Here is a 26,918-nt window from a genome sequence, read left to right as displayed (position 1 = left end):
AATTTTTTTACTTTTTTATCCTTATGTTCAAACAAGCCAAACTGTTTTAATTTCAAGTCTATCATTTTTTTATCTTTGCACAGCATAAACAGATTATCAAAAACACTTAAACTCTCCATCAGATTATATTCCTGTTCAACATATTCAACATTTCCATCTAATATCATAGTACCGGTATAATCATGATCACGTCCAGCTAAGATATTTAATAATGTTGTTTTACCACTGCCGCTTTTACCGATAATAAATGTCAAACCAACAGTATTTAAAGTAAAATTTAAATCTTTTAAAACATGAACGTCATTTAATTTATTATGATATGTTTTGTTGATATTATCTAATCGCATTCTTCTCCCTCCCTATAAAAAGCAAAAGGAAATTTGAGGTTTGATCCAACAAATTTCCTTTTAGCTATAAAATTATTTTATTATTGTACCTATAAAATGTTTTAATAATATCCTGATTATTATATTTTGTTACAGTCCAACGTTTTGATTAATTTTATTTAATTTAAAATGCTATAAATGATACAGCTATTATATCCCTTAATGTACCTTTAAAATAACATCCACAATTTATTGTTTTTATTTTAGTAAACAAACTAGAAATATTTAATACATATTGATAATGATTTTATAAGATTTTCCCCTCATATAGAAATCAAAATTATTATGTATCTTATTGGATCAATATTATCTTTGTTACTTATATTATAAATGAAAAGAGATATATATTGAATAGAATCTGCATAAAATACAAAAATCACGCATATTATTCATATAAATAATGCTATAAACTCTAGTTAGAATTTATAGCAATCAAATATTATTTATTTTTTCTTCTTTCTTTTAAAACAGTAAATAATAGCCATATTCCTAATCCTACCGCTGTCATAAAGCCAATAAAACCTAAAGCTGGTATTCCAAAAACTTTAGGAGTCATTTGGGTTGTACAAAGCAAACTGCTTGCCATCAATAATCCAGCACTGATAATTCCTACAATTAATTTATTGACCATATGATTTATCGCTTTCATAGGAACGCTTGATTCCATAATATCTAAATTAACCTTTAATCTTCCTTTCATTATCATTCGAATAACTTCTGAAAGCTGAACGGGAAGATTTAATATATTTTGACTAGCATCATATACCTTTTTAGCTGAGTTTGTTAATTCTTTTTTAGCATCAAACTCTTTTGACATATGACTAGCAACATGATTAGCAGCAATTTCAATAATGCTAATATGAGGATCTACTAACATTACTGTACTTTCGATAGTTACCAACCCTCGTGCTAACATGCTAACACCTTTTGGCATTGAAATGCGGTGTTTATGAGCAATCATAAAAATTTCCTGAACCACATCTCCTAGGTTAATATCTGTTAAGTCCATTGTTACATAGTGCTTCATAAATGTTTCAATATTATCATAAAATAAAGCATAATCAATACGATTATCATGCTTGCCTAATGTCAAAATTACATCAACAAGTTTTTGCGTATCATTTTGCCCAATAGCTAAAACTGCGTCTTTCAACAAATCTTTATCACAGCGATTTAAAATACCCATCATCCCAAAGTCGATCCAAACGATCTTTCCATCACGAATCCTTAAATTACCAGGATGAGGATCAGCATGAAAAAAACCATCATCTACAATTTGTTTAATATAATTTTCTGCTAATTTTGCGGCAATTTCTTTTAAATCATAACCAGCATCTTTTAATGTGATTCGATCATCAATTTCATAACCATCAATATATTCCATCACAAGTACTTTACTAGTACTATACTCATCAATAATTTCTGGAGCTGCTATGTAATTAATGTCTTGATGAAAATGCGCAAATCTTTTAGCAAAACTGGCTTCATTTAAAAAATCCATTTCTTCTTTGGCAGTATGCCAAAATTCATCTAAAACGATATTTAAATCAACAACACTACCTAAAACATCATTTAACTTTAAAATCTTTACTGCACGACGGATCAAAGAAATATCTCTTTCCATCATCTCATAAATACCAGGACGTTGAACTTTTACTACAATCTGACGTCCATCTTTTAATGTTGCTTTATGAACCTGAGCAATCGAAGCACTTCCTAAAGGATTAACATCAAAATCAATAAAAACCTGTTTTAGATCTTCTTGATATTCATTTTCAATGACCCTCTTTACTACATCTAAACTCATTGGAGCAACATTATCTCTTAATTTCACCAATTCTCGACAATAACGCTGAGAAAACATATCTTGTCGAGAAGCCATTATTTGACCAATCTTAACAAATGTTGGTCCCAGATCCTCTAAAATCATTCTAAACTTTACCGGATCAATTCCTTTTGTTATATGATGTTTTCTCAGTATTGCCAGAATCTGTGCTAGACGCCGTTTCGTACTCAAACTATTATTTTGATTCATTCTTTGATTTTTGTAATTCTTCTATTTTTTGTTTTAATTTTTCTAAGTCATCTACGTCCATCTTTTGTAAATCTTGTTCAACTGTTTCTACACTTACAGGTTGTCTAAGCTTTTCAGCAACATTATGTTTAAGTTCTTCATTTAAAACTTTTCCTTGTTCAACCGTTAATTCACCTTTTTTTACTAAATCTTCAACAACTTCTTTAGACTTTTCAGCAGTTATGGCAACTGCACCAATTCCTACTAATAATAACTTTCTTAAATCTTCACTAAAATTATTCATAACGCATCCTCCTTTGTTATATACACTTATTTTACAACGAATTTATATAAATGTGTAGTTTTACAAAAGATAAAATAAAAGAGAAACTAATGATGCATAGTATCCCTTATTATTCATCATTAATATTTATTTTTATATTTAATAAATAAACCCGCTCCAGCAACACTTACTACTACAGCTGCTATAGCTACAACTTTTTTAATCATCTTTGCTCCTCCATCTTTAAACTTTTTTTCTAGCCAACAAACCAGTACCAATTAACGCTATTGTTACAATTACTACAATAACTACTCTTATTAACATTTAATTACCTCCTCTTTAAATAAAATATTTGTTTATTTTAAAAGAATTGTTTAAAAAATATTAAAAATCTACACAGTATATTCTACAAACTGATTACCTTGTAACTCTATGGTCAAAGTACTTGGTAAATATAAATCCTTAAAAAACCTTTAAAACCAAATCTATATAAATCATTTTCATTTAAAATAATAGGTACATGAAAATAACGATACTTTACAATAAAAATCGATACTATTTCTTTAGCTACAATAAATTTAATAAGAGTTGAAATAATTTATGTATTATAAACAAATCGCCATTTTCAAAAGTTTTCAAAATAAAAACTCTTTTTTTGATTATTAAACCAAATATTTTTATAAATTATTATTTTAGATTGTAAAAAAACAATAAAAATAAGATAATTTAATTAGGTAAATTAAAGGAGGAAATTTTTATGGAAACAAATATCGAGGCCGTTATTACAAGTTTTAATCAAGGTTCAATGATTTTAGAAGCAGTTCAATCATTGTGTAAACAAACTATTCCACCTAAAAGAATTATTATTGTTGATGATGGTTCTACCGATAAACAATCACTTAATATCTTAGATAATATAAAAACCAATCCTGCTATCACGATTCCAATACTTGTAATAAAACAACCTAATCGAGGAGTATCTGTTGCTAGAAATGCCGGTATTAGCCAAACAAAAGCACCATTAGTTTTAGTGCTTGATGGTGATGATCAATTAGAACCATCATATATTGAACAAGTTAGTCAATTATTCCATAATGATCCATCAATGGTCGCAGCATCATCATGGATGAAAACATTTGGTACTCTTGTTGCAACAGTCTGTCCATCTGGCGGTAATATAATCCCATTTCTTTCACGAAATTGCTGTCCTGCCACTCATATTCTTCGCCGTGATATTTGGCAACAATGTGGTGGCTATGATGAATCGATGCGTTCTGGATTTGAAGACTGGGAATTCTTTTTAAGCATGCTTGAATGTATACCAGAGGCAAATATTGGTATCGTTGAACAAGCATTAATTGATTATCGTACTGCTCCAGCTTCATTTAATATTAAAAGTATGTCAAAAAGACTTGAATTAATGCGTTTTATTATTGAAAAACATTTTGAATCTTATCAAAAACATCTTACTGATGCAATACTTGGTATTGAGTCAATATCAATGGCTAGACTTAATGGTTGGGAAAATGAAATAATTCATTCAATAAATACTAACCAATCTTTAAGCAAAGAAGCAACAAAATTTATTGAAAGTCCTTCATATGGTGATGGTGGTATGGCAGCAGCGATTAGAATAGTTTCAATTAAACAAGGGTAAAAAATAATGAAAATTTTAGAATATGGTAATCCAAGTAATGACAAAATAATTCTAATTCATGGTTTTGAAAGTCCGTATCAGGTATGGCAAGATTATATCGATTTTTATAAAAAAGATTATTGTTTAATTGTTCCAATATTAACTGGTCACAATGTTGATGATAAAGAAGATTTTATTTCATTTGAAAGATGTGTAAAAGAATTAGAAAGCTATTATATAACTAAATATGGCAATAAAGTATATGCAATTTATGGGATGAGTATGGGTGGTATTGTTGCTAGCTATATATGGCAAAACCAGAATATTGAGATAACAAAACTGATTTTGGAAAGTTCACCGCTTCTTCCTTTTGGAAAAGTATTAATAAATATTTTAACAAAACAGTATTTATCAATTACTCATAAAGTTAAAATTCGTGATGAAAAAACAATAAATCAGGCTATTAATACAATAATAACAATCGATAAACTTGATCTGTTTTTACAACTAATAGATCATATTTCTAATACAACAATTATAAATTATATAAAAGAAGTGGGAAAATTTAAATTACGCAATGATATTGATACTCCTAATACTAAAATATATTATTTATATGGCTCTACTATAAATGAAATATTATTTAAAAAAGTTGCTAAATATTTAAAAAAACACTATCTTAATACCAATACAATACTCTTAAAAAATAAAGGTCACTGTGAAGATGCTTTAATCAATCCTCAAAACCATATCATAACAATAAACAAAATACTTAAAGATTAATTATTTTATTTAACCGCTATTAAAAATGTGGATAATTAAATCCACATTTTTAATACAAAATTTTATCTTTTTAATCAGTAAAAAGCATCTGAGCACCTTTTGAAGTTATATTGATTATTTCATAAAAATATTCTTTTTGATTCATATTATTTTTTTCTAACTCTTTAACTATTTTTCCATCAGTTATATATATTAACTTCGATGAATATGAAGCAATTTGAGGATCATGTGTAACCATTACAATTGTTTTTGACTGCTCTTGATTCATTTTTCTTAATATCTGCAATAATTCATGAGAATTTTTGCTATCAAGATTCCCTGTTGGTTCATCGGCAATTATCAGCTTAGGATCAGTAACCAGTGCTCTGCAGATTGCAGCTCTTTGTTTTTCCCCTCCTGAACATTCATCAGGAAACTTATCGAGTAACTTACTGATATTTAATAGCTTTGCCATATCTTCTACTTTCTTTTTCATATCTGGTGTTTTATTTTTTTGTAATGATAAAGGAGCAGCAATATTTTCATAAATTGTCAAAGACTGTAACAGGCTGTAATTTTGAAAGATGAACCCTAATTTTTGAAACCGGAAATTTCCTATCTCTTTTTCACTCATACTATTTATTTCATTGCCATCAATATATACCTGTCCCTTGGTTGGAATATCGATTGTAGAAATATTATTTATCAATGTTGATTTCCCAGAACCAGAAGGTCCCATAACACATATAAAATCTCCCTCATAAACTGTTAATGAAATATCTTTCATTGCTGTAAAAGGATTTTTAGTATCAAGATCATATATCTTGCTTATATTTTTTGCTTCTAATAATACTTTTTTCATACTGCCTGATTCTCCTTTTTAATCATAAATTTTAAATACAGATTATATGTTACAAATATCGATAGTATGATCGGTATGATATATATTGCAATTAAAATCATTAGCTTTAAAACAGTTAAATCATTATTCATTATATACCTTATGCCAATTGATAAGACTAACGGCAATGGTAAAAATATGATTGTACAATAATATATTATTACTTCCTGACGAATAATCTTTTTTATTTCTTTTTTGGTATAACCGATCCTGTTTAAACAGACAAATTCATTTTTTCTAATCATCATATTATCAATAAATTTATAGACAATACCTACTACAATTAATATCGCCATTACTATATAGCTTATTAATCCTGTAATATATTCATTTGTAATTTTATCCTGACTTATCAGTACTGGTATCAGGCCACATACTAAAACAAGCATTAGCATTGAAAATATAATTGTCCCCTGTAAAGAAACAACATAGTTTGATAATGATATATATAGATGTTCTTTTTCTAACCCGCCTTTATTTTTCCACATTTGGATAATTTTTGGTATTGTCCGTTTAAATAAACCATATATACTTATTACCCCAACAGCCGCTGGAAAAATATATGCCGTTAACTGATGTTTTTGGAAGAAAACAAGTGATATTGACCAGAGATAGATGACAATATAAATCAATGAACTTTTATTATGTTTCTTGATCTTCACTTTTTTATTTGCTTCTGCTCTACCTAACAATACCTGCAAAGTATTACGATGTGAAAATCCCGCAACTGCTACACAGATAGCCATTAAAATCGGTACTAATGACAATAACACATTGATATAAGTAGTAATTGGTATTTTATAAACTACATCTATTCCTAGATATGAAAACATAAACATATATATTAGTTTTAAAATTCCGGTTCCTAAAAGCAAGGCTACAGGCACAATACCAATAAACATGATTGCAACCTGCCACAAAACAAATTTAGCAACATCGATGATATTCCCACCAGAAATTAACAGCAGTGCAAATGAATCGGTTTGGCTGCTAAGATAGTAATTACTAGCATATAAAATCATAACCCAGCATAATGCAATTACAATAAATGGTAATCCTTTAGAAAGCGGAATACTCATTTCTCTAAAAGTACCCGCACCAATAACCGGATCATTTTCAATTAATAATGGATTATCAATAAAATCAGTAAATATAAAACTAATAATCAAAGCTACCAGTAAAACAATTGAATAACTAATACATTTATTAAATTCCCTTTTCAACATCTTTTTAGCAAAGCTAAATACATCCATAAAATCATCCCCTTCTAATAACAATAAAAGTATTAATTAATTCAAATTAATAAATATAATATTTATAATTATTATATCATGCTTTTAGTTTAAATAAATATTTCTTAGCATATAAAACACTTTTTCTTCATATAGTGCATCTACTGACTATAAACATAGCAATTTGTTATATAATAAGAAGAATTTATTTCAACTATTTAAATATATAAATATTTATAAAATCTATCCTCAAATTCATATTCATTATCATTCATTTTCTTATCAAGAAACCATTTTATGCAGTTTGAAAAATATTAAATTGACTGATTAAAAATAATCAAGTTAATAAAATAATAGTAGACATATTGTTACAATATAAAACGATAAATAAATAATTACATAAATAAAAAGAAAGCTTAATTACGCTTTCCTCCTAACTATTTAAAGCACAACGCCATTTGATTTTAAAATAACAATGAAAGTTTTCTTCAAATTCAAATTAATTATATATCAATACTAAAATATTAAATTTAAAAGATTAAATATTATTTATAAATAATTAAGAATACGAATTTCCAAAAAGTACTTTTATTATTATATTATTATCCTGATTATATTGATCGTATATTTTAACTAACTCATCATTGAAATTTAAAAAGACAAAATCATCATCATTTTTTGGAACAATAAATTTAACAACCAAATATCTATTTTTATCATAAATTTGAATATGAAATCTTTTTTCATTTTTAGTATATTCAATAGTATAATCTAGCAAATCTTTAATAATTTCAATAATTTCCCATTTTTCTAAAATAGATGTATTATTTAATGAGATAACAGTTTTTATAACATACCCATTACGTTTACAAGAATTTATGGTGTTAACTATATAATAATCAAAAACAGGGATATTAGTAGTGTATGATATTTCACTGTGTTTTATATGAGATATAGACTTATTTAATTGTGCTAAAGCATTATCAACATCATTTTTCTTCAAATAATTATAAACAGTTATTAACACATAAGAAATATAATGTTTATCTTTTAATATTTGATATGACAATTTATTTGTCTGACTATATATTTCCTTTGAAAATTTAATTTTCAAAAATTCATTTTTCATTTTTTGGTTTAATCTGTAACTATTAATTACATTATAAAGAACAGCAAAAGAAGAAATTGTTAAAATTAAAAATTCAAATAATAATAACTTTACAGTGGCGTGATCTATTATTTGATAAAATATTGATTCGTATAAAGTAGTAAATGCACCTAACAAAGACACAGAAAATGCTAAAAGTGGAATCCAATTTATTTGTTTTAACATATCATTTTCATTAACAGTTTTTTGATATCTATAGAATATAAATAAAATTGCTCCAAAAATAACCCTTGATAATAACGATAACATAATTATAGCATTAATCGAATTTGATACATCAGCAACATCTAATCCATATATAAAAGATGTTATAAATAATGCTATAGTATTGGATAGTAGCAATATTGCCATAGCAATGCTAGGTATTAAATAATAATATGAATAAACTTTTCTTTTATAAAAAACTGTTAAAAAAAAGCAAGTCAATATAATTAATATTAATAACAATAAATTATTTAATATAAAATCATTAAAAAAGGTAGTTTCTATAAATATACAAATTGTTGACAACAAAATATAGCTTATGTTTTTAATTTTAAAAATATTACTATTAAAAACAGAAATAAAAAAACTTTCAATTAATGTCATTATTAAATCAAATATAATCATCTTAATAAAAATTCCTCATATACTCTTGATAAATTGTCCTGATATTTTCTACCTACTTTATACTTTGTATTATCAAATAAAATAACATTTGTCCTTAAAACATCCTCTGCAAAATAAAGATTAATCACTAAGTTACGCTGTATTTGAACTAAATATTTAAAATCTATTTTTTTCATAAATTTAACTAGCGAACTTGATATTGTATATTCTTTTGAGATAGTTTTTATAAATAATTCATGCCCAATTGACATGATATAAATTATTTCATTTAATTTTATCAATACCTTCCTTTTATTTACTTCTAATATTATCTTTTTACAATTTTGAATATAAAATTCTTTTAATTGTGAAAATACAAGCGGTATATCTTCATCATACGAATTTTTTCTAATAAATTGAAAGAAATCAATTGATAATGCCGGAAAAACAAAGTCATTATTTGATGATACAAAAATAATTATAATATTAGGAAAAGATTTTTTTAAAATTTTAGCTATACTAAAACCGTCATATTCATCTTTTAAATCAATATCCAAAAAAATAACATCAAGTGGTTCCATAATTAAACTATTAATTAATTTAAAGTTTTCGGTTAAAGTTATTATATTGATTTTCTCATCAATCATTGAAAAATATTCATTGATGTCATTTTGTATTTTTCTCACAAAATCAATATCATCATCTAAAATAGCAATATTCACACAATCACCTCTATCATTATTTGTATAACAACATTTACTAATCTGATATTTCAATATTAGTATAAACTGATTAATCTATGCTTATAAAAAATAGATTAATTAGTTTATGTCCATATTTTTAATAATTTAATTATATCATAATTATTAATTACATTTATTATTAACTTTTTATCAAATTAGCTTTTATACACATCAATCCATTGAATACGACTTCTACAAAAGTTATAAATATATTTAATACCTTTAAATAAATAAAAAAGATAGAAATCAGTAACTAAGCGTCACTATATTTCTACCTATACTCGATACCTAAAAATCCTGAGATTTAAAATTATAACTGCTTTTAGCATAGTATAAATTAAAATCTCACAATTTATAATAGCTATTTTTAATCCCTATTATCTTAAATATTTAAAAAATCACTAACTGGCCTTTCTACAAAACCATCTTTTGTTAATTCTATCATTGTAGTAAAACCACAACTTTGTATTAACTCAAGAGATTCTTGATAATAACAATCTAACATCTCTTTATTATGACAATCACTATTTAAACAAATCTTTCCACCATGATCATAAATGTATTTAAGCAATGTTTTATGAGGATATGGTGTTTTTCTTTGACCACGAGCAATAGCTCCTGTATTAACTTCAAATATTTTATTTTTTGCAAGTAATTGATCTATACAGTTATATGCTAATTTTAAATAATCTGGGTCATCAAATTTAATAAATTCTTCATTTTCGTTAAACTTAGTTAATAAATCAACATGACCGACAATATCAACTTCATCCATATTAGCTATCTTTTTAACTTCTTCAAAATAGCTTTTAGCATAGTTTAAAAAACTACCATAATATTCAACAATCTCCTTAGTAACATCGCTACTAAAATCAACCGCTAAATATTTATCCCCAGCCTTAACAAAATGAACACTGCCAATTATATAATCATAAGGATCATGTTTTTTAAAACGTTGTCCTAATACATCTTGTTCAACCCCTAGAAAAATATTAATCTGATCTTGATATTTTTCTTTAACTGCTAATACATCTTCAATATATTTTTTAGTATTGTTTTCATCCATAGAATAATCATCAACATTACGACAATTCCCATGTCCTGAAAAACCTAATACATTGAATCCTTTATTTATTGCTTCTAAAGCCATTGCTTCAATTGTATCTTTACCATCACAATAAATAGAATGAGTATGTAAATTTTGTTTTATCATCTTATCACTTCCTATCGTTTTATTTGTATATATTATAACTGAATTATATTATTTTTCTATTGTCTATTAAAGATTAAAAGGCTGTTTAATCATTGATTAAACAGCTGTATATATTATCATTTAATCCCTAATTTCTAGAATATTATGTGGTTCAATACCAACATATACTTTTTGACCTTCATCAAACAATGTATAACTTCTAAAAAGCACCTCTGATTTAAATGATACGTCTTCATGGCGTAAAGTATATCTTAAAACATTTCCCCTTGAAATATAATTATCGACAATTGCTTCAAATACATACATGTTTTTATCTTCAATTGGTTCTGTTTGAATATGAATTGTTTCTGGTCTAATAGCATAGAAATTATTATTGAAATCTTTTGAAGGTAAAAGAGTCTTTAGCTTATCTTTATCTAAAATATTATAATGACCAATAAATTCAGCAGCAAATTTAGATACTGGATGAGTATATAATTGTACTGGATTACCACTTTGTTCAACAACTCCATTATTCATTAAATGAATTTTATCAGACATGATCATTGCTTCATCCTGGTCATGAGTAACGAAAATTGTTGTAATTTTTAATTCTTTTTGAACTCTTTTAATTTTTTCTTGTAGTTCACGTCTTAATTTAGCATCAATAGCACTTAGTGGTTCATCTAATAATAATACTTTTGGTTCCATTACAATAGCTCTAGCAATTGCAACACGTTGTTGTTGTCCCCCAGATAATTGACTAGGATAGCTTTTTTCTTTTCCTACTAAATCAACCATTTCAATAGCATTTTTTACTTTTTCCTGGATTAATTTTTTATCCATTTTTGCTATTTTTAAACCAAAAGCAATATTATCTTCAACATTCATATTTTGAAATAAAGAATATTGTTGGAAAACCATTCCAATTCCTCGCTTTTGTACTGGAACATCAGTAATATCTTCGCCATCTAAAATAATTCTACCAGAACTAATTTGTTCTAACCCAGCTAATGAACGAAGTAATGTTGATTTACCACATCCACTTGGACCTAATAAAGTAACAAGTTCACCTTTTTCGACATCTAAATTAATACTTTTTAGTACTTGATTTTTACCATCATAGCTTTTACAAATTTCTTTAAATTCAATATAAGCCATTATGCTTTCCTCCTTTTTGTGACAGCTTTATTTTGAATAATCAGTGTTAAAGTTGAAATAATCAAAGTTGTAACAAATAAAATAACAATGATTGCGCTTGATAATTGTCCTGATTTAGACATCGTTTGATACAAATAAATACCCGCAGTTCTAAATGCGCTTCCAGCAATCATATTAACAACAACGAAATCAGCAAACAACATTGTAAAAGCTAACATCATTGTAGAAATAATCCCTCTTTTCATTTGAGGAATAACTATTGCAAAGAAGGCATGGATTTTAGAACATCCTAATACTTGGGCTGCTTCAATAACACATCTAACATTCAAAGCACCAATTGTATTTTTTAGACCTCTATATGTATATGGTAAAATAATAATACAATAAGCTCCAACTAATAGAAAAATACGATTTGATAAAAATCCAGGTCTACCAGAATATAACGAAATAACCCCAACAGCTAAAATAACCCCTTGAATTGCATAAGGAATATTACATAAAATTTCTACATATTTTTCTAATTTAGGCATATATAAAGTAATTACATATAAAACTAAAAGTATTGCAATAGTACAAATTAAAACCGGTACAAAAGAGATAACGATCGAACGTAATAATGAATTAATAAATGCTCCATCTGAAAAAATCTCTGAATAAAAGCTTAGTGTAAAACCGGTTGGCAAAATATCCATCCATTCTGTAAAAACAGAATATAAGAAAGTTAATGCTAATGGGATAATTAAAAATGAAGCAATAATTAATAAAATCAAACCATCCCATAAACGTGTTTTTACTTTCATTTTGCACCTCCTGATCTTTTCTGTAACTTATTAGTAATAAGAACAGAAATAACCATTAAAGCCATCATCACAAGTGATAAAGCACACCCAAATTCCTGGTTTTGGACAACTTCACCAACAAATTGTTGTGATATACGAATTGGTAAAAGAGAAATATTATTACTCAATAAGGCATACGCTGTACCATATGCTGCCAATGAATTGGCAAATAATACCGAAAATGTTCCTAAAATACTTGGGAATAAAGAAGGAATTGCTACTTTAAACCAATAATGGAAACTATTTCCTCCTAACAAACCTACTGCTTCTTTCCATTCTTTTTTCAAACCACTAAAAGCTGGAAGCATTAATAGTGTTCCTAAAGGAATCTGGAAATAAATATATGTAAGTAATAAACCATTAATTGTATATAAATCATAGTTTGCTAAAAAATCAATACCATAATTTTTTCCAATTAAAGTTAAAATTCCCACATTACCTAATAAAATCATAAACGCAAATGCCAATGGAACCCCAGCAAAATTACTAGTAATATTTAAGATACTTGTAAAAATATTACGAATTTTTGTACTTGCACTATTAGCTGCTTTTGCCCCTAAAAAAGCAATTATAATTCCACAGACTGCTGAAAAAATTGAAATCCACAAACTGTTATAGATAGACTGTTGATACAAGCGAGTAGAAAAAATTCTAGTGAAATGCTCTAATGTAAAACCGCCACCTCCAGTTTTAGAAAAACTTTCGATTACAATATTAATCAAAGGTAATATTTCAAATAGCAAAACCATGATAAAAAATGGTAATAATGCTAATAAATATACTTTATTTTTGATTTTTTTCATTTTTAAATTCCACCTCCAGTGACTTCATTTTTTCACCTGGCTTAATTCCTAACAAACAACATAATAATGGTGCAAATTCCATAGTTGTTAATTCTTTAGAATGTACCCCTGAAATAACTTCATCAGCGATAATATAAAGAGCAGTTTTTCGTTGCATATCACTGTTTCCACCATGATATCCATTTTCACTCATACCATGATCAGCTCCAACAACCACGTTATAACCTTGATCTAACCACATAGGAATATATGTTGATAATAGTTTATCATTTTGAATAACAGCGCCTGAATATTCTTTAGAACCAGCGCCAAATTTATGTCCAGCATCATCAATCCCCATTGGATGAACAAAGACAAAATCATAATCTTCTTTTACCATTAAACTTGAAGAAAGTGAATATAAGTGATCATCTGGGAAAGTATCACCATAATAAAAGAACCCTCGATCAATACAAGATAATTCATCTTCATGATAGACATCTTTTTCTTTATCAAAGGGTGCTGATAAATATAATTCACTGATCCAATAATATGCTAAAGCAAGGCTTTTTTTATTGGCCTTTTTTAATAGTTTAAACAAATGTTCTTGATTAGAAAGACGACATATCCCATTATTCGTAATTCCATGTTCAAAAACTGGTACACCAGTAAATATAGTTTCATACATTGGGCGCGAAGAACTAGGTAATTCACCTAGTACTTCATATTTTGCAGCCCTATTTTTTTCACATAAATGTTCTAAATACCCTAAATGTTCTTTTGCATATTCACTTTGTAAACCATCTAATAAAACAAATACTGTCTTATTGCGCATAAGCAACCACTTCTTCCTGCCAAGATGTTGCTAAATCAGAAACTGACTGATCCCATGCTTCCTGGTCTTCGATAAAACGAGCGTTTGTATATTGATCATCTGGTAAAAGATTAGATTTTACATCATCTGGTAATACTACATCATCACGAATTGGACGAGCAAATCCTTTAGCTAAATTGATTTGTCCTTCATCTGATAAGATATATTCTCTTGCTAATGCTGCTGCATATGGTCTTTTTGTATAAGCATTAATAATTGTACAATATCCACTTTGAATAGCTCCGTCAGTTGGTACAGAAACTTCAAAATTAGCATTTGGATTATTTTGCATAATTTGTGAACGATATCCTAAAGAGTTGTAATCCCAAAGAACAGCAACTTCTATTTCACCTTTTTCTAATCGAGCAACGCTTGTATCTCCCATGTCTAAACGTCCCTCTTCTGCTAATGTTTTAAAGAAATCTAATCCTGGCTGGATATCACTTTCACTACCACCAAAAGCGATTGCAGCACTTAACAATCCACTTTGTGCTTGTGTTGCAACAGAAACATCACCGATAGTTAATGTATAGTCCCCTTCTAAAACATCTTGCCAGCTTGTTGGTGCTTTTTCTACAAGATCAGTATTAGTTATAAATGTAATTGTTCCATAGTAACCAATAATCCAGTCACCATCATCATCTTTTGCCCAATCAGGAATAGAATCCCAATAAGATGTTTTATATGGTAATGTTACCCCTTGTTCTTCAGCTACTGGTCCAAATGATTGACCAACATCACCAATATCTTTTGTTGCATCATTAGCCTCATTTGCAAAAAGAGCTAATTCTTCAGCACTTGACATATCAGTATCTGAATGTTTAATTCCATACTGTTCTTCAATTTCAGTCCAAGTTTCAACCCAGTTAGCCCAAGTATCAGGCATACCTACTGAATTAATTTCTCCATCTTCTTTTGCTTTTTCAGTAATTTCTTCAATTGTCATTGAATTTAAATCTACATCTGTTTGTGTACTTTCTTCAGCACATCCAGTTAAAAAACTAGCAGCCAATAATGCACACATCCCTACCTTTAAAATTTTGTTTTTCATTTTGTTATATTTCCTCCTAGCACTAGAAGTATATCATTTGGAAATTTTGTAAAAATACCGATTTTCTGTAAGAAAATTGTAAAAATTAAAATTAAATTTTCGACATTATGTTAATACTTTATAAAGATTTTTAAGTTTTTAATTAAGCTATCTTAAATTTATAAAAATGATTTATCCTAATACCATAAAAAAATCCATGAAGCTAATAACCTCATAGATTTACACCTTTATCTGTTTTAAAACTCTTCTATACATAATAATTACAATTGGAAGAACTATTAATTCAATGACAAGTTGTACCCAGATCATTCCATATAACCCTACAAAATGATTCATAATAAATAAAATTGGAATATTTAATAACCCTTGTCTACATACTGTTAATATTGCTGATTCTACTCCTTTACCCATAGCTTGCAATGTATAAATGATTAAAGCATTGATAGCAGTAAAAGGCACCGCTAAACAAGCAATTCTTAAAAACTCAGCGCCTAATTGACTTGTTTGAGGATCCTCTATAAAAGCTGGTAAAATGAAAGAAGCAAGACTAGTAAAACAAATCAAAAAGAAAAAGGCAATTGATAATGATACTTTCCATGAAAAAGACGAAATTTCTTTCATCCGTTGATAATTTTTAGATGCATAATTATATCCTACTAATGGCATGATCCCTTGACATAACCCAAAACTAATATTTAATGGAAACATATCAATTCTTTTTACAATCCCATATGCTGCAACAGGTATGTCACCATAACCAGAAGCTAAACTAATAATTACCATATTTGATACATTTGCTAATAACGTAGTTAACACTGAAGCAATTCCAACCGATAAGACCGGTTTTAAATAACTAGTATTAAAATAAGAAATATTTAAAGACATCGTTGTTTGTTTTTTTACACGATAAAATATATAAATAAAAAATAAAGTTGATACTAAATTAGAAGTTGCTGTCGCTATTGCTGCACCTGAAAAACCTAGTCCTAAGCCAAAGATAAATAATGGATCTAAAATAATGTTTAAGATTCCTCCTAGCATCATCCCAATACTAGCAAATTTAGCTTTACCCTCACCCCTTAATAAATGAGCCATTGTCATGGCCAATGTTGTTGGAATACCACCTAAAATTACAGTCCAAAACAAATATGATTGAGCATATTGAATATTATTAGAACTTGCTCCTAATACTTTAAGCAATGGACCTTGAAATAAGACTGCTGCCACCAATTCCAAATAAATTTCCTAATGCTGTTAATAAATTAAACCATGGTGAAACTACAGTTACTGCAGCAACCATATATGGATTGTTTAATTGACCAACAAAAAAAGTATCAGCGAGATTATATATAATCGTTACGATCTGGCTAATTATTGTCGGTACAGCCAATGTCGCAACTGCTTTTTTTACAGGAACCGTTTCAAACAGTTCTCGTTTTGATAACTCACTATTCATTTCTTTTTCCCCCTCTACATCAAAAACAATAATATATCTCACAAATATTTAAGGTTATAAAAACAATTTTTTTCATTACATTATCAACACCTTCTTTTTAACATTAAATTATAAAGACCGGTTGCAACAACCGGTCAATAGTATTATTTAAATAACTTTTTTTTACATTTTACCCATTATTCATAAATTACTTTTTATTAATCTAATCAATTGAAATATATATTGATGTAATGATTTTAGCAGTTTTAAATGCAATTAAAGAATCTTTAAAATATCAATTTATTGTCAAGAAAGGATTTTTTCCTTTCTTTTCTTAAAAAATCGTTGATTTAATCAGAGGATTTTAAGGTGTATTGAAATATGTTAAAAAAAAGTATATAATTTTGTGTATACAATATCGAATTTGTATACATTATTGCATAATAATATACATATCATGCATCTAATAGATGATTTTTTTCATGATATTTATATGAATGGAAAAAGTATATTTTTTCGTTCATATAAAATATGTATTATAACAATATTGTGTGCAATACTAGAAAGGAGAGTATTATGGAATATTTAACATTAATAGGTATTGTTATAATTGTTGCCGGTTTTGCTCTAAAATTAGACGTACTTGCAACAGTAATTATTTCAGGGATTGTAACAGGCCTAATATCTGGAATGAGCTTTGTTGAAATTTTGGAAATTTTAGGTTCATCTTTTGTTTCTAATCGATTGATGTCAATTTTCTTAATCATTTTCCCTGTTATTGCAATTATTGAAAGATATGGTTTAAAAGAAAGAGCTGCTTATTTAATTGGTAAAATTAAAAATGCATCTGCCGGAAAAGTTCTTGCTATTTATTCCGTTGTTCGTACAATTGCATCTGCTTTAAATATCAGAATTGGTGGTGTAGTTCAATTCGTACGTCCATTAGTTTTACCAATGGCTCAAGCTGCTGGTGAACAAGTTAAAGGTGAAAAATTTGATAATGATGAAGAAGAAAAAATCAAAGGTTTATCAGCTGCAGTAGAAAACTATGGAAACTTCTTTGCTCAAAACTGTTTCCCTGCAGCAAGTGGTGTTGTTTTAATGCAAGGTACAATGGCTACTGCTGGATTTACAGAAGTAACATTAGGAACTATTGCTGCTTCATCAATCTATATTGCAATTATTTCAGTTGTTTTAACATTTATTCAAGTATTTTTATTTGATAGAAAAATTAAAAAAGGAGGTAAAAAATAATGTTAGATTTTTTAAGTGTATATCTTCCTGAATTTTTCTATGTACTTTGTGCATTTGTAAGTTTTGATACTGCATATCGTGCCACAAAAAATGAAGAAGCACGTGTTGGTACAACTTTATTTTGGGCTTTATTAGGTATTACATTCATGTTTGGTAAAATAATCCCAAACGTTGTCACTGGTGCAATTTTAGTTGTTATGGGTTGTCTAACAGCTACTAAACAAGTTCGTATGGGAGCTTTCGTTGAAGCTACTCCTGAATTCCGTCAAGCATCAAGTGAAAAAATCGGAAATAAAATCTTTATTCCTGCTGTTTCTATTGGGGTAATGGCATTAATCTTATCATTGATCCAATATAACGCTGATACAGCAGAAACATTTTTCTTAAAATTAAGTGATTTCTTTACAATTAAATTATTCTCTTTTGGAAGTTCTAGTGGTGCTGTAACTGCTTTAGATGGTGCAGTAATGACCGGTCTTGCTTGTGTTGTAGCATTAATTTTAGCAATTGCTATTTGTAAACCAAAATTATCAGAAACTCGTAGTGATACATCTAAATTATTAATGCAAGTTGGAGCTTCATGTTTATTACCTCAATTATTAGGGGCATTAGGAAGTGTATTTAATGCTGCTGGTGTTGGAGATGTTATTTCTAAAATTATTTCTAATGTCGTTCCTTCTGGAAATGTCTTCATTGGTGTTGTTGTTTATGTTTTAGGAATGGTAATCTTTACAATGATTATGGGTAATGCATTTGCTGCCTTTACAGTTATTACTATTGGTATTGGTATTCCTTTTGTTATTAATCAAGGTGGCGATCCTTCTGTAGTTGCAGCATTAGGGATGACAGCTGGTTATTGTGGTACTTTAATGACACCTATGGCCGCCAACTTTAATATCGTCCCATGTGCCGTTTTAGAGACGAGGGATCAAAAATGGGCTGTTATTAAATCACAATTACCAATAGCTTTACTTATGATCGTTATTCATATTATTTTAATGTTAGTTTTAGCGTTTTAGGAGTGATTTTAAATGAAAATATTAGTTACTGGTTTTGATCCATTTGGTGGGGAAAAAATTAACCCTGCTATTGAATCAGTTAAAAAATTACCAGATGAAATTGCTGGTGCCAAAGTTATTAAATTAGAAATTCCTACTGTTTGTCATAAATCTTTAGAAGTAATTGATGAAGCAATCGCTAAATATGACCCTGATGTAATTTTATCAATTGGTCAAGCTGGTGGTCGTCCTGATATTACTGTAGAAAGAATTGGAATTAATATTGATGACTGTCGTATTCCTGATAATGCTGGTCAACAAATTATTGATGAACCAGTTTATCCAGATGGTCCTGCTGCCTATTTTAGCAACTTACCAATTAAAGCAATGGTAGCACGTATTCAATCAAAAAATATCCCTGCTTCTGTTTCAAATACAGCAGGTACATTCGTATGTAACCATGTACTTTATGGAGTAAGACATTTAGTAGAAACTAAATATACTGGTAAAAGAAGTGGATTTATTCATATCCCATTTTTACCACAACAAGTTATCGACAAAAAAGGACAACCTAGTATGAGTTTAGATACTATCGTTGCTGCTTTAACTGCTGCTATTGAAGCAATTGTTGATACTAATGAAGATTTAAAAGTGACAGGTGGGGCAACACATTAATGGTTAAAATATTTGTTTACGGAACGCTTAGAAAAGGTGTTTATAATTATGAACGTTATTTAAAAGGTAAAGATACATATCGTTATAATGGATATATTAAAGGTAGTTTAAAAACAATTAAAGAAAAAATCTATCCAGCATTTTTACCTGAAGGATCTAATTTAGTTATTGGAGAAATTCATGAAGTTGACGAAACAACAGCAAAAACTTTAGATGAATTAGAATGTTATTTTGGAAAAAATAACCCTGATAATGAATATAATAAAGAACTGCTTGATGTTTATAATCAAGATGGTGAAAAAATCGATCAGGCTTATGTTTATGTTTTCAATATGACTAATCCAATTAACAAAACAATAATCGGTGATGAAATTGAATGTCATGATTATGTTGAACATTTAAAAAATATTAAAGCTATCTAATAAGTATCTTAAATGATGCTTTCCATACTAAAAAAGAAGTAAAACTTGTTTACAAGCAATTACTTCTTTTTTTTCATATCCAATTATTAATTTTCACTTTCTTGGTGTCTAATTTAAATTTTAGAAAAACTAGATATCCCTATAAGTACATCAAATAATATTTTTACCAATTAAAAAGGACCGAAAACATCCTTTTTCGATCCTTTTACTATTTAGTTATTATTTAATAACTTTTCTTCTTTTTACAAAAGTACCCATTAAAACAGCTAATGACATCAATAATAAAGATGGTAAAATTACCGCTGTATCGCCAGTTTTAGCTGATGATGAAGAATTAGTTGTATCTTTATCACCAGTTGCTTGTCCAGGTTGTTCTGGCTGTTGTGATCCATCATCAGGATTCATTGATTTTAAGACTTTATCTAATGCAGCTTGTAAATCAATTGCATATTTGTCAACTTTTTCTTGATCATTGATTGTTAATGTGTAATCAATACTAGCAATCAAGTCTTTTAATTCTTTTACTGCTGCTTGATCAAATCCAGATAGATCAGCAGGTATTCTATCTAATATTTCTTGAACTTTACTATAATCGGCACCTTTAAATTTAAGAGCTTCTTGAGCTTCTTCAAATATTGTTTTAGCATTTGTGAAATCTTTTAATGATACATCATCACCTAAATTAGCTAAATTATCGTAAGCATCTTTATAAACTTTATAACTATCTTCAGTGTATAAAGCTTCATCTTTTAATTCAATATTACTTAAATATTGTTCATATTCTTTTTGACCACTTAACTCTAAGCCATTAACAGCATCAATTAATGATTCTAACATTGTTTCAACATCATCTTGACTACCATCAACTAATAAAAGTTTAGCAGCAGCTAATGTTTCACTTACTTTTTGATAGCTTGCTTTTGTATATAATGTAGCATCAATTTTTTCTACTTCACTAATTCTAGTTTTTAATACTTCAACATTTACTAATGCCGTTTTAGCATCCGTAATTAATTGAATATATTTTGTATACTTACTTTCATCTGTTAAGTTTTTAGCTTCATTAACAATATTCATTAAATCATTATAAGATTTTTCAGTATATTTGTTTTTATCAACTGCTTCAGCATCCTTAATAACTTCATCTAATGTTGCTTTAGAAGCTTTCAAGTTCGATTTTGCTTCACGAATAGCTTGAATTTGTTCTACTATTTCTTCAGTTGTAGCAGTTTCAATGATTTCTTTTGCTTTTTCAACAGCTTTTTGATAAGCTGCAAATGATTCTTGTTCATATAAATCACCATCATATGTTGCAAATTCATCAATCAATACTTGTAATGTTGCTTTTGCTGAAGCTTGCAGTTTAGCTTTAGCGTCATTATAAGCATTTATTAAACTTTCAAAAGTTTCTGGTGAAACTCTTTCTTCTTGACTTGAAGCAGCTTTATCTTTATCAATAGCTTCTTTTAAATCAGCTTTTGCTTGATTATAAGCTTCAAGACTTTCTGGTGAATAAACATCATCAATAAGTACTAATTCTTCTTCTACAAGTAATTGTGCTTGTTCTCTAAAGGCTGTACTATAAACTAATTCTGATTGAGCTTTTTCAATTGCAGCTACTAATTGTTCACCATCTTCTTTACTTAAAAGATCAGGATTTTCTAATGCAGCTTGTGCAGATAAAATTGCTGAATTATAAGCATTATAAGAAACTGTTGTATAATATCCTTTATCATTAGAAATAGCATTATTTACTAAATCACTTAATTTAGAATCAGTATATTTTTCTTCACCATTATTAATTGCAGTTTTTAATACCCCTAATGCTGTTTCAACTGTAAATTTTGAAGCATATTCATTTTCATATATTTCTTTTGCAGCATTATACGCATTTTGATAATTTTGTAATGAATCTAATGTCCAATTAGATGTATCAATATTTTCATCTAATAAAGCTTTTAAATCAGCTTTAGCATCAGTAGCATCTTCGGCAGTTTTATACATAGCAATTTCTAAAATTTCAGGTATTGAATCTTGCCATGATACTTGGATATCTTTAAACATTACTCCTTCAGGTATTACAAATTCACTAATTGTCTGATTCAAAGAACCTAAATTAATTTCTTTTACAGTTCCTTCACTATATACATGTACAATAACTTTAGCATTGCTAATTGTTCCACTTTGAACAATACGAACAGTTCTTAAATCAACCGGTTGAGAAACATAATAAGTAAATGAGCTATTTGCTGCAGTTGATTTGTATGAAGTAGAATAATCTTTATCAATCATATTTGAAGGAATCTTACCTGGTTCTTCAATTGCTTCACTAATAATATCTCTATTTGATTCAGGAGAAATATAAGCACCACCATTGATTTGGATTTCATTAAATCCAACCCAACGATGTGAATAAGTAGATGTTGGTGTAACTCTTATATAACGTCCATCAACATTCAAATCAGTTGCCTGGGCATACATATAACCTGGATTTTGGCTATCATGATATAATGTTATATCTTGCATATCTTTAGCTACAGTATCATCCCAGACATTTTCGACTGGTTTACCAACATGTAAAACTTTTGTCCATGTCTTATTATCAACAGATACTTCAAAATCAGCATCACGAATATAATTTAATTGACTTTCAGTAATATAATATCTAATTGATTCAAAATGAATTGTTTGTCCTAAATCAAAAGTAATATGTTTTCCTTGTTCTTGAGGGCCATTGATCATTCCAATTGTACTTAAATCACCATCAAAGACATTATTTACAGTTCCGGCAGTACGCATATCGTTTGAAGTTTGCTGATTAGCAAAATCACTTGTAACAGTTTTTTCACCAATATAATCAAATACTACTTCGAATTTACTTAAATCTAATACTGCTTTTTCATCATTTGGATTAACAATTCTAACATAACGTCCATCACTAGCAGTATCAAAATTACTCCATTCAATGCCATTTTTAGATACTTCTAAACGACAACTTTCTGGAAGCGTTAAAGCTTCAATACTAGTAATATGTTTGATATTCTTTAAATCAATTCCAATATATTGATCTTTTGCAAGTGTTACATTTCCAGGTGTTAACCAAGCAGTATTACCTTCTAAATTAGATAAAATTGATGTATTATCAAGATTTGTATATAAGTAATCTTTGCTACCTGATTGACTAACCTCTTCAACTGTAAATTCACTGAATTTACCCCAAGAACCTTGATTAGCTAGATTTCTAATTCGAATATAACGAGCTTTTAAACCGTCTAATTTAATATCGATAGTATCTTTGCCACTGGCATTACCCTTATAGTTATCATAGCCATCAATAGCGGTCCATGTATTATTATCTAATGAAGTTTCAATTGCATAATTAACAAGTTTATCACCATTGTCATTACCAACAACTATATGAACACTCTTTAATGTAGCAACCTTTCCAAAATCATATCCTAAATAATCACCAGCTAAAAAGTCATCGCCAGTTGAATTTCCATCACCATCAGGATCATACCAGACATAAGTATTATCATTACCATCATATAATCTACTTTCTGGTCCCTGATATACTTTCCAGCGTTGTGTTTTAATTACATTGTATTCTAAAGGTGTAGTTCCACTATCATCTTGAACATCTACTCTAAATTCACCTACACGCCACCAGATACCAGCAAACGCATCATTATGAATTCTTAAAGCAGTAGTTTCAATATTTTGATCTGATAAGTCAAATACTTGTTCTTGCTGGTTAGTAACATCACCAATAGTAATCCAGTTACCTTCATCATCTAAGTATTGTAATGAACCATCACTAATTACATCACCACTAGCACTACCACCTTGAGCAAAATGAACAGAACTAATTTTTTGTTTTGAGTTAAATGTATAAGCTAGATATGATCCAGCTGGTAATTTATCTTTATCACTACCAGAAGCAACTGATAACCAAACCTCATTATCTGAACTATTACCGTTTTGTCCATCAGATAAAACATCAAAAGCAGTACCATTCATTCGATCACGATTTGTAGAATATTCACCAGTTACTTCTTCAGCATCACTTTTTTGATTAATTTGGATTTCATGAACATTCAAGTATGCATCTAACTCATTATCAGCAGTTGCAATTAATCTAATTCCCATTGCTTCAAAATTTTCAGGTAAGTTTTCTTTTTTGGCATTCACTTCTAAATACTGATTTCTAACACCGGTAAACTGATTATCCATATCAACTAGCTCAAGATCTTGCCATTGTTTACCATCAGTTGTGTATTGTAATTTTGAAGCTTCAAAATGGTTTTTACCATTTCCTAATAAAAATCTAATATTTTCAATTTTAATATTTTTATTGTATTTTACCCCTACATAATCACCTTTATAGATCCATACCGGATTGCGATAGCTAACCATTGTTCCATCATCGCCGTCAAATACATTTTCGCTGCTACCTACTGGACTGTCACTACGATTAGTAATAAATGTAGTTACTACTTTATCAGGATCCATTGCAGTTTGAGCATATTGTGATACATAAGTAGCTAATGTGTTGATAAATGGCACAATATGTTGAACCCCTACTTCTGCATATTCAATGTGATCTACATAATTAAATCCATGTGTTTTAGAACGATCAAATGCCGTTTTACCAGCACTTTCATATTGTAAAATACCATTAGTATCATTATTTAAAACAGCTTTAACTCCATTTAAATAAGCGATAGCTGCTTCAGTTGTATCATCCCAGCAATCTAACCAGTAAACAATTTGATTTGCAATATCACTGTTACCAGCTTGTAAACGATAAGTTTTAGCTGCTGATTGTAGAATTTCAAATTCATCGATCATACTATCAATATCAGCTTCACTTAAAGTACCATTTTCTAATTTACTTTTAAAACTATTTAGCTTTTCCTTTAATACTACAGATTCCTCTAATGCTGTAACACGACTATCCATCGCCTGATTGATCATATGTTTTGATAGCTCTTTTAAAGCATTAGAAGCATCAGTTTCAATTGCGGAATTATGATCAACATATTTAAATGAATCTTCCCAGGTAGCATTAGCTTCCTCTTTTGAATCCCAAATATTCCATGAATAGCAGGCATTACCAAAAATCGCTACTTTACTAGGCTCAGATTGTTGCATTGGATTTAAGACAATACCTTGGATATTTTGGGGATCAACACCTGGTTGTAAAAATGTTTCATAACCACCCATGATTAAATGTTTTTTAGAGTTATCAGTACATGGCCAGTTAATCCACATATATGGACCACGTCCAACATTATTAGTAAATGTTGATGTGAAATTATTAGAAACTTCACCCCATACTCTTCCACCAGTCATAACAATTTGAACATTATCAGGAAAATCACGATAATAATCTTGACCTGTACCACCATATTCTACTGGACAAAATGGTAATGTTAATTTTAAATCTGGATATTCAACCTGCATTTCTTTTAACCAGGCTGTCATATCTTCCAATAATCTTTTATAGTTATTACCACCTAAATCTCCAGTATTATTATAGTTAGCAGCATCATCAGCTAGGATAGCTATTTGTCTAACTCCAGCTTTGATTACTTGCTCGAATTTAGCTTGTAATATTGCTAAATCATTACTATATTGGCTTTGTGTAAAACTAATTGGGCTATTCATAAATGGATGTAATGCAAAAACAAACCGACATTTTGACTTGTTACCAGCTTCAGCCAACGGTTTTATTTTATTTTCAATTTCTTCATCGCTATAAAGTTCGCGCCATTTTGAATTATGCTTTGGATCATCTTTTGGAGCATAGAAATAAGAATTTAATTTATAATAACCACCCCAAGTCATTAAATTAACACGATCTTGTGTTGACCATGGATTACCATAATATCCTTCGATAAAACCACGGCTAGCAACATTGGCATAATCTTCAATAGTGAAATTTTTGATAGTTCGACTATCTAGTTGTCCCACTACCATATATAATGTAGTCAAACCATAAAAAGCAGCATCACTATCTTTTCCTAAAACAACAATTGTCCCATCATTAACTTGTAAATAATACGCATCAAGATTATCAAATAAACCATTAGAATATTGACAATTTTCTTGAACATATTTATCTACATAACCATTGGAACCATGAATACCAACTAAGATATTAGTTGTCTTAGCTTTAATTTCATTAGAAGTTGTAATTGATAAGTTTTTTAAATCAGTTACTTCTTGTAAACGATTTTTAGTATCTTGATCAATACCATCTTCATATACAACATTAACATTATCTCTTAAGATAAAATCACCAGTGCCATATGTTATACTTTGCGGATTAGGATATATTTCATAACCATCATCAGTTGCTTTAACAACATTAGCATTAGCAAATGTACATAAAATCATCGCTAGACAAACTACAATAACTGATATTTTTTTAATTCGTCCCTTCATTCGTTTCCTCCTTTTCTTAAAATTTTACATCATATAATATTAGCCCTAAAAAAACATTAACCTTTAATTCAT

22 protein-coding genes are annotated in these 26,918 nt (G+C 28.5%); 6 read left to right on the top strand and 16 right to left on the bottom strand.

The genetic code is table 11. The features are described 5' to 3' along the window. The 3 genes from B5F09_RS10525 to B5F09_RS10515 all read right to left on the bottom strand — a co-directional run. A partial coding sequence (locus tag B5F09_RS10525; protein ID WP_143357501.1) for an ATP-binding cassette domain-containing protein occupies positions 1-347 on the bottom strand: 347 nt, incomplete at its 3' end. Between the two features lie 478 nt (positions 348-825). Then, positions 826-2,421 carry an AarF/ABC1/UbiB kinase family protein gene (locus B5F09_RS10520; protein WP_087374061.1) on the bottom strand — a complete coding sequence of 532 codons (1,596 nt, stop codon included), beginning with the start codon at positions 2,419-2,421 and terminating at the stop codon, positions 826-828. After that, positions 2,408-2,704 (bottom strand): phasin family protein, encoded by a 297-nt coding sequence (locus B5F09_RS10515; RefSeq protein WP_087299086.1) that lies wholly within the window; start codon positions 2,702-2,704, stop codon positions 2,408-2,410. The genes B5F09_RS10520 and B5F09_RS10515 overlap by 14 nt, the downstream gene beginning before the upstream one ends. 736 nt (positions 2,705-3,440) lie before the next feature. Here B5F09_RS10515 and B5F09_RS10510 point away from each other — a divergent pair. Together B5F09_RS10510 and B5F09_RS10505 are read left to right on the top strand one after the other, a co-directional pair. Then, the gene (locus B5F09_RS10510; protein ID WP_087374059.1) at positions 3,441-4,340 is read left to right on the top strand and encodes a glycosyltransferase family A protein; all 900 of its coding nucleotides are present in this window, start codon (positions 3,441-3,443) and stop codon (positions 4,338-4,340) included. Positions 4,341-4,346: 6 nt separating this feature from the next. Further along, positions 4,347-5,102, top strand: a complete 756-nt coding sequence (locus B5F09_RS10505; RefSeq protein ID WP_087374057.1) for an alpha/beta fold hydrolase — start codon at positions 4,347-4,349, stop codon at positions 5,100-5,102. A gap of 70 nt (positions 5,103-5,172) precedes the next feature. Here the strand turns inward: B5F09_RS10505 and B5F09_RS10500 are convergent, their stop codons facing one another. The 12 genes from B5F09_RS10500 to B5F09_RS10445 all read right to left on the bottom strand — a co-directional run bounded on the left by B5F09_RS10500 (position 5,173) and on the right by B5F09_RS10445 (position 17,068). Next, complete coding sequence (locus B5F09_RS10500) at positions 5,173-5,943, bottom strand: ABC transporter ATP-binding protein (protein WP_087374055.1); 771 nt, start codon at positions 5,941-5,943, stop codon at positions 5,173-5,175. Then, positions 5,940-7,235 (bottom strand): hypothetical protein, encoded by a 1,296-nt coding sequence (locus B5F09_RS10495; RefSeq protein ID WP_087374053.1) that lies wholly within the window; start codon positions 7,233-7,235, stop codon positions 5,940-5,942. The genes B5F09_RS10500 and B5F09_RS10495 overlap by 4 nt, the downstream gene beginning before the upstream one ends. A gap of 538 nt (positions 7,236-7,773) precedes the next feature. Then, a complete protein-coding gene (locus B5F09_RS10490) occupies positions 7,774-8,733 on the bottom strand; it encodes a hypothetical protein (protein ID WP_143357499.1) in 960 nt (319 codons plus the stop codon). Positions 8,734-8,987: 254 nt separating this feature from the next. Then, positions 8,988-9,692, bottom strand: a complete 705-nt coding sequence (locus tag B5F09_RS10485) for a LytTR family DNA-binding domain-containing protein (protein ID WP_143357498.1) — start codon at positions 9,690-9,692, stop codon at positions 8,988-8,990. Between the two features lie 403 nt (positions 9,693-10,095). Next, a complete protein-coding gene (locus B5F09_RS10480) occupies positions 10,096-10,926 on the bottom strand; it encodes a histidinol-phosphatase HisJ family protein (RefSeq protein WP_087374048.1) in 831 nt (276 codons plus the stop codon). A 120-nt stretch (positions 10,927-11,046) separates the two neighbouring features. After that, the gene (locus B5F09_RS10475) at positions 11,047-12,066 is read right to left on the bottom strand and encodes an ABC transporter ATP-binding protein (protein WP_087299100.1); all 1,020 of its coding nucleotides are present in this window, start codon (positions 12,064-12,066) and stop codon (positions 11,047-11,049) included. Further along, positions 12,066-12,866, bottom strand: a complete 801-nt coding sequence (locus B5F09_RS10470; protein ID WP_087374045.1) for an ABC transporter permease — start codon at positions 12,864-12,866, stop codon at positions 12,066-12,068. The genes B5F09_RS10475 and B5F09_RS10470 overlap by 1 nt, the downstream gene beginning before the upstream one ends. After that, positions 12,863-13,708, bottom strand: coding sequence for an ABC transporter permease subunit (locus B5F09_RS10465; protein ID WP_087299104.1), 846 nt, complete (start codon positions 13,706-13,708; stop codon positions 12,863-12,865). Before B5F09_RS10465 ends, B5F09_RS10470 begins: the two co-directional genes overlap by 4 nt. After that, positions 13,689-14,522 carry an alkaline phosphatase family protein gene (locus B5F09_RS10460; protein WP_087374043.1) on the bottom strand — a complete coding sequence of 278 codons (834 nt, stop codon included), beginning with the start codon at positions 14,520-14,522 and terminating at the stop codon, positions 13,689-13,691. The genes B5F09_RS10465 and B5F09_RS10460 overlap by 20 nt, the downstream gene beginning before the upstream one ends. Continuing rightward, positions 14,512-15,612, bottom strand: a complete 1,101-nt coding sequence (locus B5F09_RS10455) for an ABC transporter substrate-binding protein (RefSeq protein WP_087299108.1) — start codon at positions 15,610-15,612, stop codon at positions 14,512-14,514. Before B5F09_RS10455 ends, B5F09_RS10460 begins: the two co-directional genes overlap by 11 nt. A gap of 219 nt (positions 15,613-15,831) precedes the next feature. Beyond that, a complete protein-coding gene (locus tag B5F09_RS10450) occupies positions 15,832-16,839 on the bottom strand; it encodes an MATE family efflux transporter (protein ID WP_239404320.1) in 1,008 nt (335 codons plus the stop codon). Further along, positions 16,805-17,068 (bottom strand): MATE family efflux transporter, encoded by a 264-nt coding sequence (locus B5F09_RS10445; protein ID WP_087374039.1) that lies wholly within the window; start codon positions 17,066-17,068, stop codon positions 16,805-16,807. Before B5F09_RS10445 ends, B5F09_RS10450 begins: the two co-directional genes overlap by 35 nt. Positions 17,069-17,623: 555 nt before the next feature. Here B5F09_RS10445 and B5F09_RS10440 point away from each other — a divergent pair. From B5F09_RS10440 to B5F09_RS10425, 4 genes are read left to right on the top strand one after another with little or no spacing between them, the layout of a single operon-like run. Next, entirely contained in the window at positions 17,624-18,301 is a 678-nt protein-coding gene (locus tag B5F09_RS10440) for a DUF969 domain-containing protein (protein ID WP_087299112.1), read from the top strand. Beyond that, positions 18,301-19,320, top strand: coding sequence for a DUF979 domain-containing protein (locus tag B5F09_RS10435; RefSeq protein ID WP_087299114.1), 1,020 nt, complete (start codon positions 18,301-18,303; stop codon positions 19,318-19,320). Before B5F09_RS10440 ends, B5F09_RS10435 begins: the two co-directional genes overlap by 1 nt. A gap of 12 nt (positions 19,321-19,332) precedes the next feature. Next, positions 19,333-19,974 (top strand): pyroglutamyl-peptidase I, encoded by a 642-nt coding sequence (pcp, locus tag B5F09_RS10430; RefSeq protein ID WP_087299116.1) that lies wholly within the window; start codon positions 19,333-19,335, stop codon positions 19,972-19,974. Continuing rightward, positions 19,974-20,396 (top strand): gamma-glutamylcyclotransferase, encoded by a 423-nt coding sequence (locus B5F09_RS10425; protein WP_087299118.1) that lies wholly within the window; start codon positions 19,974-19,976, stop codon positions 20,394-20,396. The genes pcp and B5F09_RS10425 overlap by 1 nt, the downstream gene beginning before the upstream one ends. A gap of 219 nt (positions 20,397-20,615) precedes the next feature. Here the strand turns inward: B5F09_RS10425 and B5F09_RS10420 are convergent, their stop codons facing one another. Continuing rightward, positions 20,616-26,846, bottom strand: coding sequence for a beta-N-acetylglucosaminidase domain-containing protein (locus B5F09_RS10420; protein WP_087374037.1), 6,231 nt, complete (start codon positions 26,844-26,846; stop codon positions 20,616-20,618). Positions 26,847-26,918: the final 72 nt, after the last annotated feature.

The sequence above is a fragment of the Erysipelatoclostridium sp. An173 genome (assembly GCF_002160495.1).
GTDB classification, from domain to species: domain Bacteria; phylum Bacillota_I; class Bacilli_A; order Erysipelotrichales; family Coprobacillaceae; genus Thomasclavelia; species Thomasclavelia merdavium.
This window is presented reverse-complemented; position numbering and strand designations above follow the sequence as displayed.